Raw genomic sequence first — 14,836 nt, 5'->3', positions numbered from 1 at the left:
ATTACACGTATCTTTCTATTTGTTAAACTGTTTACAATATTAAATAGTATCAACTAATTTACATTTGTAATTGCTTAAAATATTAAACTTAAGAATTTACAAATGTGTTGTTTACATTAATAAATCAATTTATATTTGTGTGTTGATATTTGTAAATATTAAACTGTTTAATAATGTATCCTACGATGGATTTGAACGAGAAGATAAAGCAGATACTTGTTGACAAAAATATATCCCCATCACATTTTGCGGATGAGATAGGAATACAGCGTTCGAGCATTTCTCACATCATTGCCGGGCGAAATAAACCTAGTCTGGACATCGTGCAGAAAATCATCCGGAGATTCCCTGATTTAGGTATAAACTGGATTTTAGAAGACGAAGATTTGCCAGAATCTATCAGTGAAATAAAGCCTTTCAAAGCAGATAATTATACCCTGCTTAATGGGCAAAAAACAGGTGCAACGAGCCTCTCAGAATCGCGTAAAAATAATACGGCCTCACAGAATCCCGTACAGGAAAATGTAGCTGGGACAAAATCGTCAATACAGGAAGAGAAGAAGGTCGAAAGGATTTTGATATTTTATTCCGATGGAACATTTCAGGAATTTAACAAATAATGATCATTTGATTACTGTGAACTAATTAGATAGTTTACAAGGTGCTTTGTGAAATTATCTAAGTGCACATTTTGAAAATTTCCTGCCATGAGGTCTCACTTACTAGGTAACTGGTGACTCTGATATGGGTGATGATTATTTGAGAAAGATATAAATCTCCGTCAGACAATTACGCATTACACGATTCAGATCTGCACATTTCGCTAATCGTTTTTATTGTTCAAATGAGCCATTAAAAATTCCTATTCGCATGTGAGTAATGAAAAGTTAATTTCGGAAGTATGTAATGTCTTATAACATCATACTTGTTAAATAATTTCTCAAAAATAGTAGATTAGCGAAATACTAAAAGGAATAACTTCTAAGAGTAACTTAACAACTTTTCTCGTTAAGATTTTCCTCACACTTTCTATCGATAAAACTGAATTTGGCGTAATAGTCTATACAACTTCAAATCTAAAACTTCTCATTTTTCATAAAATCAAAAAAATATTTTATAAGTAAATAAACATTTACTTACTTTGCACGTTATTACTGAAATCAGCTATGATATCATGAGACCAAAAAATTTAGAAAAGGAAGACGCAATCAAAGCCGTAGCATTACAGATAATCTCAGATGAAGGTCTGGAAAATTTAAGCATGCAAAAATTAGCAAAGGCTGCCAACGTATCTCCGCGAACGATATATATAAAGTATGAAAGCAAAGAGGACTTTTTGATAAAGCTTTTCATCGATGAAGTTCTGGGTTCCTATGAAAAGGCTGTACTTGAAAATTTCACAGAGGAGATGAATTTTTCGGAAGGTGTCAGGAAATTATGGTTGAACACCTTCCGCTATCTTGTCAACAACCGTCATTCTTTCGCCCTGCTCCAATACGGAAAATCGTCGCCTTTACTCAATAAAGCATTTCAAAAATCCAATATTAAACAAGGACAATTCTTTGCACCGATTCATAAATTTTTAAAAACGAATGTAGCGACAGGCGTAATTCGGGATCTTCCTGGTGATGTACACAGGGCTTTATTATTCTCGCCGCTCCTTGATCTCATGAATGAATATTTTGACTATCTGGAAAGACCAGAGCAAATTATCACCGAAGCTATGATTTTGGAATGCTGTGAGATGGTAATAAAAGGCATATTGAAAGACTAATATCTATAATTAAATAAGAAAATGAATCTTCTAAAAAACAAGAAAATAGCAGTTGTCGGAGGTGGCCCGGGCGGATTGACAATGGCAAGACTTCTTCAAATGAATGGTGCCGATGTAAAAGTTTATGAGAGAGGCGCTCACAAACACGCCAGGATGCAGGGAGCAACGCTGGATCTTCATGAAGAATCTGGTTTAAAAGCGCTCAAAGAAGCCGGACTGATGGACGCGTTTTGGAAAAATTATCGTCCCGGCGCCGATCGTTTGAGAATCGTCGATAAAAATGCAGACGTTGTTTATGACGATGCCAATGAAAAAGAAAATGAACAGTCCAGGCCGGAAATAGATCGCGGGCCACTCCAAAATATACTTTTAGATTCATTAGCGCCAGATACCGTTGTCTGGAACAGCCATTTTTTATCTCTTTCAAAGCAGGATGATTTTTGGAAGCTGGACTTCAAAAATGGTAACTCAGCACTTGCAGATATCGTCATAGCCGCAGATGGAGCTAACTCGAAATTACGTCCTTATATCACTTCAATAAGGCCCTTCTTTGCAGGAATTACGATCGTAGAAGGCACCGTTTACCATTCTGAGATGAAGACTCCAAATATTCACAAATTGCTGAATGGAGGCAAAATATTTGCCCTGGATGATGAGAAAACCCTGATCGTAAGCTCGAAGGGCGATGGAAGTCTTGTATTCTACACGGGAAATAAAACCCGTGAAAATTGGGTTCGAGATTGCGGTATTGACTTCGCCGACAATGCTCAGGTACTAACCTGGTTTAAAAAGGAATATTTGGGATGGAATGGTGCCTGGGATGAGCTCTTTGAAAACGCAGTTTCCAATTTCACACCGAGACCACAATACTGCATGCCGCTGGACCAGACATGGGAATCTTTGCCAAACCTGACCATGCTTGGTGACGCTGCACATCTCATGCCTCCGTACGCAGGTGAAGGTGTCAACATGGCCATGGTTGATGCATTGGAATTAAGCCAGTGTCTATTAAATGACGACTTTATAAATATCCATTCCGCCATTGCTTCATACGAAAAACAAATGCTTGAACGATCTTCTGAAACTGCGAAGCAGACTTTGGAGTCTACCGAAGCATTACATTCGCCCGGTGCCAGTGAATGGCTAATTTCTTTAATCAGCTGATCACAGCCGCTCCATAAAAAATTATACATAAACTTCCAAGTACCTGTTTAATAGATGCTTGGAAATTTATTAAATATAATATGTAATATACATTTCATATTTAATAATTATATTATATGAATAATCAGTTTGATACTTACAATACATAAATAACATTTTAAACTTTTTATACTAATTATACTTTTATATTTTATTAATATTAAAACAAAATATCTTACTTTTTAAAAGGTAACTAAGTCGCTGGATATATGTAATTAAGAATTCTTTGGAAAGCTATATCAGGATATTAAGTCTTTGTGCCAAAAAAATTATGATTTTATGACTAGGTTTTAATTAAATTTTCCAGTTCAGCACGATGATCTTCTCCCCATTGCGCTACGTACATAATTGCAGGAATAAGAGATTTGCCCAGTACAGTAAGCTCATATTCTACTTTAAATGGAAGCTCATCAAAGGTAATTTTGTAAAGAATTCCGTGATCGATAAGCTGTTTCAGCTGTGTATCCAAAACCCTTCTTGAAGCATTTGGCAATTTTCGCTGTAATTCTCCGGGACGTTTTATTCCGGAATAAATACTCCAGATCAGGTTGGCTTTCCATTTGCCATTCACCACTTCCATAAAAAGGTGCAACCCACAATCCAGTGAAACAGGAATCTTTTTTTGGTACATCTCAATTGTTTTTATTGGCAAAGATATGTCTTATGCATTTGATTTCAGGTATGGATAAATTCACCCATACTTGTATCACATTTCCACAGAACACAGTTTTGCATAAAAAAACATCATGAAAAATAAATTATTCGGAACCCGGACGGGTTTATATGCAAGTGAAATCATACTGGGTGCCGCAAGTTTTGGAACGCGAAGCGGCCATGGAACCGATCCTGAAGATGCCAGAAAGATACTTGCCGCTTATGCCGATGCCGGTGGCAATTTTATAGATATTGCTGACCGTTATCAATTTGGTGAAGCCGAAGAAATTGTAGGGGAATTTATAAATCACCAACGCGGAAACTTTATAATTTGCACTAAATACACGCAAAGCAGTGAAGCCAGTCCCGCAATCGGCAATTTTGGAAATCACCGTAAGGCAATGAGACAAGCGGTAGAAGCAAGTTTGAAAAGACTAAAAACCGATTATATCGATATTTATATGCCGCATTTTGATGACGGTGTTACGCCTCTTGAAGAAATTGTGCGGGGATTCGAAGACTTGGTTCATTCAGGAAAAGTACTTTATACAGGTTTAACAAATTTTCCCGCCTGGAAAGCTGCCGCCATTGCAAGCTCGACATCTTTAACCGCGATTCAGATTGAGTACAATTTATTACAGCGCACGCCAGATCGCGAACTCATACCAATGGCAACAAAATTTGGGTTGGGAACAATGATGTATTCGCCATTAGCCGGCGGCTTGCTCACTGGAAAATATCGAAAAGGAGAAACAGGCCGAATTACGCTTGGCGCCAATTCAGAATACCAGGAAAATGAACTTACAAAGTCAATAATCGATCAGCTTTTTGTAATTGCAGCAGAACTGGACATTACACCTGGTCAGGTTGCTTTTGCCTGGGTCTTATCAAAAGATGCATTTCCGATAGTAGGAGCACGGACAATAAATCACATTATCGATGGCCTGAAAGCTGGCCAAATCCAGTTGAGTCCAGAGCATATCGATCGCCTCAACCAACTTAGCGCTGTTACATTGGGTTATCCTCACGACTTATTAGCGACCGTCCAAAAGTAATCGTTCGCATTGCGGATTAGAACAAATTCTTCTTCATTATTCAAAATGTCATTTGCTGATAATATGATCGACATGTGACATTTTGAATAATTATTAGAGCCGGATTACATAGCCTTGCTCATACATCTTACATTATAGCATATATACAATTGAGGGAAGCAGAAATCTGAATATTATATTTCGTTACTCTACATAAATCTTTTGAAAAATCAGCAGACAATTATCTATTTGATTACTTACCACCTAATTGACCTTCCGAAAATCTTCTTGTTTCAAGAAGATTTCATCATATGCTTTTGGAGAAGATAGCTGCAATTCGACAACACAAAAATCCACATTAATTAAAAATATCTATGGGAACGATTAAATGACATTGACGCCAAAATCAATAAGTTAATAATCAGATACTTATATTTGAATACATATAATAATTTATAAGTGTATAATATTTATATGTCATTTTATAAATATCGATTTTTCTATACATAAAATACATACTTAAAGTACAAAAAGTATATAACTAATTAAAATATTATTTAGTTATTAATGTATTAAAAGTATAATTATCACAATACAAATTAAATGATCGTATTATATAAAAAGTATAATACATCAACTATTTCCATGAGTTCCCCATTGGTCTTTTTACATATAAATAAAGCAAATGAACTGGATATAACGGTTACACGAAATCCAGTATAACTAGACAGATAAAAATTTGAACTTTACCAGACAGAGCAGGATAGTTGACCTACCTGCAAACACTATTATTGTACATATTATTCATTTAGTATAACTATTTACTCTAATTAATAAGAGGAGTAATGGTACTTAATGTTAACCACTATTGGGAAATTATTTATCTATGAGCTCATCTGATATTAGTGTGTCTGAAATGCAACTCATTGAAAATTTTATTCAAGGAGACAGAGGCTCGTTTTCAATAATCTATAAAAAATATTGGTATAAACTTTTCCTTATCGCGAGCCGAAGACTTAATGATAAAGATACTTCCGAGGAATTGGTGCAGGAGATTTTTGTACAACTTTGGGAAAAACGCAGCACTTTGCAAATCCAAAGCCTGGAAAATTATCTTGTACGTTCAATAAAATATGCAGTTATCGATCACATACGCTCTCAGATAGTTAAAGATAATTACATCAGTTACTATAAAACGTTTCTCGACCAGGAGGAATCACAAACGGAAGAGCTTGTTGCAGTAAATGACATGACGTTTTTTATGGAAAAAGGCTTGAAGAGTTTGCCAGAGAAATCACAGGAAGTTTTCAGGCTGAGCAGAATGGAAAACTGGCCTGTTACAAAAATTGCTACTCACCTTCAACTGTCTGAAAAGGGCGTTGAATACCATATCACAAAGTCTCTCAAAACACTTCGGATTTATTTAAAAGATTTCGTCGCCATTCTATTAATATATTTTTTTATATAATTATTTAATGAATGTTTGAACATAGGGCATTGAAAAATATGAATTTTATATGATTTAATATAATGTGTCTAGGGGACATGATTGGTTAAACGACTTAGCTATATAATTCCTAACTGCTCTGCCATGACAAAGTCCGAATTTGAAGATTTGCTTTTACGCTTTTCGAAAGATGAATGTACAAAAGACGAGAATTTACAACTTCGGAGATGGTTTAGAAGAATAAAAGTGAAGCGGTATATGATGTTGACAGACACTGAAAGGTCTTTGCTTGAAGTGAAAATGCTATATGAAATTAACCGTAAAATTGATGCAAACGAGCGTCCGTTTCCCGGGAACAATCTTTCAGGTTTGCTAGGGACATATTTAATTTCCGCTGGTATTGCAGCAGTACTGATTATGGCGATTTTTTTAGTCAAAAAATATAAATCGATTGGGAGTCTTATTAAAAACGAAATACCATTTGAGCTCGGTCACTCAACAAAAAAAGGGCTTGTTTTTCATGAAATAGCCCAAAAGTCAAACAACGATATTAATAAGCATAAATAACTAAACCGTTTTATTCATCTAACCCATTTCATATGATATTAAAATAACCAAACCCTTTTTTAAAGTAACAGCCGAAAGTGAGCCACCACTTCCGGCTGAAAGTAAGGCTTAATCCTTCGTATAGTGCGCCCGTTACCGGGAGCAGGAGGAAGCGCTATGTTTTATTTTTTACATCCAATAAAACCATCAAATTTATGAATCAACCGCGACAATTACAATTGTACGCTTTACTGTACAAGATTACCAGGATATCTCTGTCACAGCTTGTCATAGGACTTTTACTTTGTACAGCATCTTTTGCATACAATCCGTCTACGAAAACTATTGTGGATCATCCTGTCAAAGGAAAAATTACAGATGAAACCGGCCAGGGGCTTCCAGGTGTAAGTGTAATTTTGAAAGGAACAACAGCAGGTACCGTTTCAAATGAAGCAGGTGAATACACAATCAATACTCCCGACCAAGGGGGTAAACTTGTTTTCTCTTTCATGGGATATTTATCTCAGGAAGTTGAAACGGGTACGCGTACCACCGTGGATATTAAATTAGAGGTCGATTCAAAATCTCTATCGGAAGTTGTTGTCGTTGGTTATGGTAGTCAAATTAAAAAGGAGATTACCGGAGCTGTACAAACGATCAAAGCAGACGAGATAAAAGACATGCCAGTTTCACAGGTTACCCAGAAACTTCAAGGAAAACTTGCCGGTGTTCAGATCAACCAGACAACTGGTAAACCAGGTCAGGGAATGCAGATTCGTATCCGTGGCCAGTTGTCAGTTTCTGCTGGTAGCGATCCACTTTACGTTATTGACGGTTTCCCGATTACAGGAAGTATCGGCAATATGAACCCGGACGAAATCGAGGATATCACGATTTTGAAAGATGCTGCCTCAACTTCTCTTTACGGTTCTCGTGCTGCGAACGGTGTTGTGTTGATTACAACAAAAAAATCTACAAACGGAAAAACCAATATCGGTCTTAACGTTTACGCGGGTACTCAAAATGTACCTGATCATGGGTTGATCAAAATGTTGAATGCAGAAGAATTTGCACAGTTCAAAAAGGAGTCTTATGAAGATATGAACCAGCCTGTACCCGACATATATCAGGATCCAACACAATACAGAGGAAAAAATAATGACTGGTATCGTGCATTACTCCGTCGCGCTCCACTTCAAAGTTATAATTTGACGTTAAGCACTAATACAGAGAAATCAAGTACTTCCGTTGTTGCCGGGGTTTTCAACCAACAAGGTGTTGTTTTGAATAACCAATACAAAAGATATTCTTTGCGTATTAACAATGAATACCGTGTTAGCAATAAAGTAAAGCTTGGCTTTAATATCGCTCCGTCATACATTTATGACAACACGCCGAAATCAGATGGGGACCGTGGTACGGGTATTCTTTTTAACGCTTTGCACACATGGCCGATTATGCCAATATATGATGCAAATGGAAACCTGACTACTTATAACAATTTACCAGGTAATACAGGTAATATTTTTGCCTATCCGAACTGGGTGCGTGCTGCACAGCAATTGATTAATGAAACTAAGAAAACCGGTTTCCTGGGTAATGCATACGCTGCATACTCGCCAATAAAAGGGTTGACTTTCAAAACCTCTTTTAACACAGAGTTTTTGGCAACGAAATTCTATTATTTCAACCCGTCTACTGCAACTTACCAGATTAATGTCCCTATTCCAACAACCGCAGCATCGGTTCGTTCGAATACACAAAATTTCAGCTGGTTAAATGAAAACACAGTTACTTACAACAAAGCAATTGGTGATCACAATTTTGAATTGCTTGCAGGTTTCACGCAGCAAAAAGTTCGGGAAGAATACTTACAGGTTTCGGCCAGTGTATATCCGGATGACCGTATTACAACCCCTCAAAGTGCAATTAACATTACCAGGGGCAGTGGAACTTCAAGTGGTGTGAATCAATATACGTTATCGTCGTACCTATCACGTTTGACTTACAACTTTAAAGGAAAATACCTTTTCACAGCTGCTGTTCGTGCTGATGGCTCTTCCCGTTTCGGTGCTGATAACCGTTGGGGGGTTTTCCCGTCAGCTTCTGTGGGCTGGGTGTTGTCGGATGAAAATTTTGTAAAAAATATCAAACAAGTTTCTTTCGCAAAAGTTCGGTCAAGTTATGGTGTAATTGGTAATAACAACATTGGTAACTACACGCAGTATGCAACGGTTGACAATACAATAAACTCTGTATTTGGAAGTAACGTAGCAGCGGGTGCGGCAGTGACTTCTTTACAAAACCGTAATCTTGGCTGGGAAAAAACAAAACAGTTTGACCTTGGTCTTGATCTTGGTTTGTTTAACGACCGCATCACCTTTGTATATGATTTCTATACAAAAAGAACAACAAATCTTCTTTACAGTGTTCAGATCGCACAAGAAGCAGGTTTTGGTAATTACAACGACAACATTGGTGAAATTAAGTTCTGGGGACATGAATTTTCTCTGACTACCCGTAACACAGTAGGAGCTGTTAAATGGACAACTAATGCCAACATTTCTTTCAACAGAAATAAAGTATTAGCCCTTTCAGATGGAATTGACCGCGTTTATGGTGACGTTAACATTACTCAGGTAGGGCACCCATTTGGCCAGTTCTACGGTTTGATTAAAGACGGATATTATACAACTCAGGAACAACTTAAAACAACACCTGTTGTACCTGGCCGCTCAGCAATCGGAGTTATAAGATATAAAGATTTGAATGGAGATGGTGTTATCACTAACGGTGGGGATAAGGACGATAGGACTATTATCGGTAATCCATTCCCAAAATTCACTTATGGGCTTACCAACTCAGTTTCATATAAAAACTTTGATTTATCGGTTACCGGTTCAGGATCATTTGGCAATCAACTTTATGTTCAGCATTTGTATAGTACTGCCAACCTGGATGGTGTTTTCAATATGGTTGCAGGCGTAAAAGATCGTTTCCGGGTTAAGAATTCAATAGATCCGGTCACTAAACAACCAGTGGCTACTACAATCATTACCGAAGGAAAAGGAATGTTTGGTGCTACGAACAACGGAGGAAATTACACTGGTCTTGAAAGAGACTGGGCAAGTACTCAATTCCTGGCAAATGCCTCTTACTTTACTATCAAAAACGTAACGTTGGGCTACAACATCGGTATAAAGAATAAATTATTCAAATCTGCACGTCTTTATGCTTCCGTTCAACAGTTGTACGTGTTCACGAAATACTGGGGTGGCCCCAATCCTGAAACAAGTGGACAACCTGATGGAACTGGTCCTGGTAATAATTTGAGTCTTGGACGTGACTATTCTAACTATCCGGTGCCACGTACATGGACAGTAGGTATCAACCTGAACTTCTAAAATACCGTAGCCAGCTATTAACATTTTATCGATCTTGATAATGAGAAAAAAACTAATCATAACTTGCCTTGCCAGTACGCTGGCATTCACAAGCTGCCAGGATAAATTCCTGACTGTTTTACCAGAAACGACACTTAGTTCTGACGTTTACTACAAAACCCAGGCTGATTTCGAATTCGCTGTAAACGCAACTTACGCACCATTGAGAACTATTTTCAATGACCGTGCCTGGAAATTGGGAGAATTGCATTCTGATAATGCTTATTATGCACGTAATCCACTTTATGGTGCGGTGGACGCCACTGAAAACATTGCGGATTTTGCTGTCCCTACGGCGAATGGTGTCACCGCTAATGATAATGTTTTACAGCAGTGGCGGCAGGATTACTTAATCATTGCGAGAGCTAACCAAATATTGGTGCTGATCGATGGTGTAGATTTCGATGCTACTGCTAAGGCTAACCTGAAAGGACAAGCCTTGTTTTTAAGAGCTTTTGCCTACTTTGAACTGGCAAGATATTTCGGATCTGTTCCTCTTCACTTGATACCAGTAACAACGCGCCAGGAAGCAGCCTTACCGTTGTCAAAAGTGGAAGACATATATGCTCAAATCGAAAAAGATGCCAAAGAAGCCTCTACATCTTTGTTGTCAAAATCTAAACAGGAAGCTGGAAGGGTTACATCTGGTACAGCAAAAACGTTACTTGCCAACCTTTACATTGTACAGAAAAAATGGGCCGATGCAGCAACTTTGATGGCGGATGTAGTAAAAAGCGGTGAGTACTCACTAATGCCAAACTATGATGACGCATTCTCCGGAACGTCTGACAACAAAAACAATGCAGAATCTGTTTTTGAAGTGCAATATATGGAAGGCGCGGCGGGATATAACGGTAACCTGATTTATCAGATCATGCCATCACCAATCACAGCAGAAGAATTGTTCCCGATTACAGGAACCAATAATACGCAGGCTACTTCCCAGGAAAGTAATGATATCCCAACTCCGGATATCATTGCCGCCTTTGAAACAGGCGATAAGAGAAAGGATGTTAATATCGGGTATGTTACACTTAGCCAAAGTGCCAGAGCAAACAAAGTCTTCCCTTATGTCAAAAAGTTCGCCCGCAAGCATACGCAGCAAGGCAACACAGGTCAGAATTTCCCTGTTTATCGTTACGCAGAAGTGCTTCTTTTCCTTGCAGAAAGCTTGAACGAATCCGGCAAATCTGCTGATGCTATTCCATACCTGAACCAGGTACGTGCAAGAGCAGGATTAGCAGGCACAACAGCTTCTTCCCAAGCTGATCTTCGTGAAGCGATCTTCAAAGAAAGAAGAGTTGAATTGGCTTTTGAAAACAAAAGATGGTTTGATATCGTTAGAACGGGTAGGATCCAGGAAATCATTGTTCCTTATGGTGCAAGAGTAAAAGCAAATCCAGATGCTTATTATTTCCCTGCTGGTTCTGTTCCTCCGGGCAACGCGTTTACGGTTCTTGATCAATATTATGGATTACCAGCTGTGGAATCGGCGCTATCGCCTAATTTCTAACATTGGTCGAAGATTTAAATAGTCTTTAACAACATAAAAAGTGTAGTAAGATAAGCTTACTGCACTTTTTATGTTTAAGAATAGTACTTAAAGTAATTTTAAAATGCATTGATCATACAACACTTTAAAACCATTTAATACTTAATTGTACACAATAAAATTATTATACTTTAAATATTTTCAATACGTATATATAGTATAATTAGTTAGGTACTTTAAATAAAGTTATAAAATATAATACGTATAAAAAGTAATATACTTATTAAAGTCATTTCGTTAGAATTTGCTTAATTTAGTATGAAACCCGACAGAACAGGATGGTGAGATCAATCAATCCTTTTATAATTGCAAAATCCGATTTTTTCGAGAATAAGTTTGTTTTATTCAAGTCGATAAATCTTTAAATACAAAATTCATCATACTTTAAAATTTATATTACTTAAACTCTGAGCTGTAAAATGTACACAAAAAAACAATGGTCCAGACTTCCAATAACACTTGCGGTGCTTATTGCCGTGGGTGTCTTTTGCGGGGTTTTATTAAGCAACCGGTCTGCCAAACACAGGCCGCCTGGCTCCAAAGTAGATAAACTGAAACTTGCCGATGGATTTGTTGCAGAGCATTTATATAGCCCATCGGAAGAAATGAACGGATCATGGGTTTCCATGACTTTTGATAACAAGGGAAGAATGATCACGAGTGATCAGTACGGCGGACTTTTCCGTCTTGAACTTCCGGCAATTGGATCAACTGAAAAAGTTAAAGTTGAAAAATTGCTTATTGAAGGAGACACAGCGAAAGTTGCAATGGGTTTTGCCCATGGTTTGCTTTATGCTTTCAACAGCCTTTATGTAATGATCAACAACCGTGAAAGCGCAAAATTTCCAAAAGGAAGTGGCCTATACCGTTTGCAGGATACTGACAACAATGATAGGTACGATAAAATCACTTTGCTGAAACCACTGGTTGGAGAAGGCGAACACGGACCGCACAGTATCGTTTTATCCCCTGATAAAAAATCACTTTATGTAGTGGCCGGTAACTTCACTGATTTGCCAAAAATGGATTCGTACCGTTTGATGCCAAACTGGAAAAACGATAACCTTTTCCCATGGATCAAAGATCCGCGCGGTCATGCAAACGATCGTAACGCACCAGGCGGCTGGGTAGCACATACAGATCCCGAAGGAAAAAACTGGGAATTGATGGCTGCCGGTTTCCGTAACTCTTATGACATTACTTTTAACGAAGCCGGAGATTTGTTCATCTACGATTCAGATATGGAATGGGATTTCGGTACACCATGGTATCGCCCGACCCGCGTTTGTCATGTAACAAGTGGCGCTGAATATGGATGGAGAACGGGATCAGCAAACTGGTCGCCAACATTTGCTGATAACCTTCCACCGATCATGAACATCGGACAAGGTTCGCCAACAAACCTGATTTACCTTAAAGACGCACGTTTTCCTGCAAAGTATAAAAGCACACTTCTGGCGTTCGACTGGAGTTTTGGTATCATGCACGGTTTGCACCTGAAACCAAATGGCTCTACTTACTCAGCAGAACATGAAGAATTTCTTTCAGGCGCGCCGCTTCCCCTTACTGATGGAGCTATCGGTCCTGACGGTGCTTTGTATTTCCTTACTGGTGGCCGTCGTCTTGAATCTGATTTGTACCGTGTATATTACAAGGATTACAAAAACATTCCTGCGGGAGCAAATGCTGTGCAGGTGACGATCACGCCCGAGCACAAACAACGTACGGATATTGAACAGTACCACACAAAACAAGATCCAAAAGCAATTGATGCAGCATGGCCATTATTGAAAAGCCCGGATCGTTTCTTACGTTATGCAGCGCGTATCGCGATCGAGCACCAACCGGTAGCACAGTGGCAGGCAAAAGCATTAGCTGAAAAAGATCCTCAGTCGCTTATTTATGCTTCACTTGCATTGGCCCGTGAAGGAGACGCTTCGGTAAGAACTCAGCTTTTAAAAGCAATGATGGGTATTGATTTGAAAAAATTGACAGATAGTCAAAAACAAGATTTGCTAAGAACTTTCGAAGTTGCTTTTTACAGAATGGGACAACCTGATGCTGCTCAAAAAGCACAGCTTATCGCATATCTTGGACCAAACTATCCATCAGCAAATGCAGGACTTAATCGTTTCTACGCCAAACTTCTTGTATTCCTTGAAGATCCAAAGGTTGTTGATCAGACACTTGGCCTGATTGCTAAAAATGAAGTTTTCGATGACAAAGACAATGCGATGGCAACTGCCTCAGCGGATCTTATTCTTCGTAACCCTCAATATGGCTTGGATCTTGCCGGATTGTTGGAAAAAATGCCGCCAGCTCAGCAAATGTTCTATGCTATTTTGCTCAGCAGCGCAAAAACGGGATGGACACCAGCTTCAAGAGAAAAATATTTCAAATGGTATGAAAAAGCATTCAGCTATCAGGGTGGTCGCAGCTACATTGGTTTTATTGACAAAGCACGTCAAATGGCTTTGCAAAATGTACCAAAAGACAAATATGCTTATTACAACAAATTGTCTGGTGCAGATTTGTTGACAACCAACGGAAATGATCTTGCCAATTTGTACAATCCAAAAGGACCTGGACGTGGCTGGAAAGTTGATCAGGCGGTTGCGCTTGTTCAGGATAGTTTACAACATCGTGACTTTGAGCGTGGAAAATTAATTTTCTCTGCTGTATTATGTAGCCGCTGCCACATGATCCAGGGTGAAGGCGCCGATGTTGGTCCGGACTTGACGCAACTCGGAACTCGTTTCTCTCCAAAGGATATGCTTGAAGCGATCATTGAACCGAACAACGCTATCTCTGATCAGTTTGCATCTATTGCCTATGAATTAAAAAGCGGAGAATCCGTTGTTGGTCGTCAGTTGAATGAAGATGCTAATTTCTATTACATCGCTCAAAATCCTTTCGACTCGAAAACGATCCGTAAAATCTCGAAAAAAGAGGTTAAGTCTTCTAAAATATCTCCGGTTTCTATCATGTTGCCAGGATTAATTAACGGACTGAACCCTGATGAACTTAGAGATCTGGTTGCTTACCTGATGTCGGGTGGAAACAAAAACAACCCGATTTATCTTGAATCATCAGGTGCTGCAAAGAAGACAGGTAAATAACCTGACTTTTGAGTAGAAATTAAATATTTGATCTTAAGTAGTGGTGTCACTGAATCGACGTTTA

At 38.4% G+C, this 14,836-nt stretch carries 10 protein-coding genes; 9 read left to right on the top strand and 1 reads right to left on the bottom strand.

Annotated elements, in window-relative coordinates; genetic code table 11:
• Positions 1-173: 173 nt before the first annotated feature.
• The 3 genes from IEE83_RS13290 to IEE83_RS13280 all read left to right on the top strand — a co-directional run bounded on the left by IEE83_RS13290 (position 174) and on the right by IEE83_RS13280 (position 2,938).
• On the top strand, positions 174-620 hold the full coding sequence (locus IEE83_RS13290; protein ID WP_228101799.1) for a helix-turn-helix transcriptional regulator: 447 nt from the start codon (positions 174-176) through the stop codon (positions 618-620).
• 554 nt (positions 621-1,174) lie between these two features.
• Complete coding sequence (locus IEE83_RS13285; RefSeq protein ID WP_194121041.1) at positions 1,175-1,774, top strand: TetR/AcrR family transcriptional regulator; 600 nt, start codon at positions 1,175-1,177, stop codon at positions 1,772-1,774.
• A 21-nt stretch (positions 1,775-1,795) separates the two neighbouring features.
• Positions 1,796-2,938 (top strand): FAD-dependent oxidoreductase, encoded by a 1,143-nt coding sequence (locus IEE83_RS13280; RefSeq protein ID WP_194121040.1) that lies wholly within the window; start codon positions 1,796-1,798, stop codon positions 2,936-2,938.
• Between the two features lie 322 nt (positions 2,939-3,260).
• On the opposite strand, the gene IEE83_RS13275 is transcribed toward IEE83_RS13280, so the two are convergent.
• Positions 3,261-3,608, bottom strand: a complete 348-nt coding sequence (locus IEE83_RS13275; protein ID WP_194121039.1) for a winged helix-turn-helix transcriptional regulator — start codon at positions 3,606-3,608, stop codon at positions 3,261-3,263.
• Positions 3,609-3,723: 115 nt separating this feature from the next.
• Here IEE83_RS13275 and IEE83_RS13270 point away from each other — a divergent pair, with 115 nt between their 5' ends.
• The 6 genes from IEE83_RS13270 (at position 3,724) to IEE83_RS13245 (ending at position 14,772) form a co-directional block, all read left to right on the top strand.
• On the top strand, positions 3,724-4,686 hold the full coding sequence (locus IEE83_RS13270) for an aldo/keto reductase (RefSeq protein ID WP_194121038.1): 963 nt from the start codon (positions 3,724-3,726) through the stop codon (positions 4,684-4,686).
• A gap of 865 nt (positions 4,687-5,551) precedes the next feature.
• The gene (locus tag IEE83_RS13265; protein WP_194121037.1) at positions 5,552-6,133 is read left to right on the top strand and encodes an RNA polymerase sigma factor; all 582 of its coding nucleotides are present in this window, start codon (positions 5,552-5,554) and stop codon (positions 6,131-6,133) included.
• 123 nt (positions 6,134-6,256) lie between these two features.
• Positions 6,257-6,679: a hypothetical protein gene (locus IEE83_RS13260; RefSeq protein WP_194121036.1), complete on the top strand. Its 423-nt coding sequence runs from the start codon at positions 6,257-6,259 to the stop codon at positions 6,677-6,679.
• Between the two features lie 194 nt (positions 6,680-6,873).
• Positions 6,874-10,062: a SusC/RagA family TonB-linked outer membrane protein gene (locus IEE83_RS13255; RefSeq protein ID WP_194121035.1), complete on the top strand. Its 3,189-nt coding sequence runs from the start codon at positions 6,874-6,876 to the stop codon at positions 10,060-10,062.
• Positions 10,063-10,102: 40 nt separating this feature from the next.
• On the top strand, positions 10,103-11,614 hold the full coding sequence (locus IEE83_RS13250) for a RagB/SusD family nutrient uptake outer membrane protein (RefSeq protein ID WP_194121034.1): 1,512 nt from the start codon (positions 10,103-10,105) through the stop codon (positions 11,612-11,614).
• Between the two features lie 458 nt (positions 11,615-12,072).
• Positions 12,073-14,772: a c-type cytochrome gene (locus IEE83_RS13245; RefSeq protein WP_194121033.1), complete on the top strand. Its 2,700-nt coding sequence runs from the start codon at positions 12,073-12,075 to the stop codon at positions 14,770-14,772.
• The last annotated feature ends 64 nt before the right edge of the window (positions 14,773-14,836 follow it).

This window comes from Dyadobacter subterraneus (assembly GCF_015221875.1).
Lineage (GTDB): Bacteria > Bacteroidota > Bacteroidia > Cytophagales > Spirosomataceae > Dyadobacter > Dyadobacter subterraneus.
The sequence above is the reverse complement of the archived record's forward strand: the minus strand, read 5'-3'. Positions and strand labels throughout refer to the sequence as shown.

Bases quoted from the DNA above. Each gene is read 5' to 3' on its own strand.
- IEE83_RS13265 (WP_194121037.1), top strand. From the start codon at position 5,552: ATGAGCTCATCTGATATTAGTGTGTCTGAAATGCAACTCATTGAAAAT.
- IEE83_RS13245 (WP_194121033.1), top strand. From the start codon at position 12,073: ATGTACACAAAAAAACAATGGTCCAGACTTCCAATAACACTTGCGGTG.
- IEE83_RS13275 (WP_194121039.1), bottom strand. From the start codon at position 3,608: ATGTACCAAAAAAAGATTCCTGTTTCACTGGATTGTGGGTTGCACCTT.
- IEE83_RS13290 (WP_228101799.1), top strand. From the start codon at position 174: ATGTATCCTACGATGGATTTGAACGAGAAGATAAAGCAGATACTTGTT.
- IEE83_RS13280 (WP_194121040.1), top strand. From the start codon at position 1,796: ATGAATCTTCTAAAAAACAAGAAAATAGCAGTTGTCGGAGGTGGCCCG.
- IEE83_RS13270 (WP_194121038.1), top strand. From the start codon at position 3,724: ATGAAAAATAAATTATTCGGAACCCGGACGGGTTTATATGCAAGTGAA.
- IEE83_RS13250 (WP_194121034.1), top strand. From the start codon at position 10,103: ATGAGAAAAAAACTAATCATAACTTGCCTTGCCAGTACGCTGGCATTC.
- IEE83_RS13255 (WP_194121035.1), top strand. From the start codon at position 6,874: ATGAATCAACCGCGACAATTACAATTGTACGCTTTACTGTACAAGATT.
- IEE83_RS13285 (WP_194121041.1), top strand. From the start codon at position 1,175: ATGAGACCAAAAAATTTAGAAAAGGAAGACGCAATCAAAGCCGTAGCA.
- IEE83_RS13260 (WP_194121036.1), top strand. From the start codon at position 6,257: ATGACAAAGTCCGAATTTGAAGATTTGCTTTTACGCTTTTCGAAAGAT.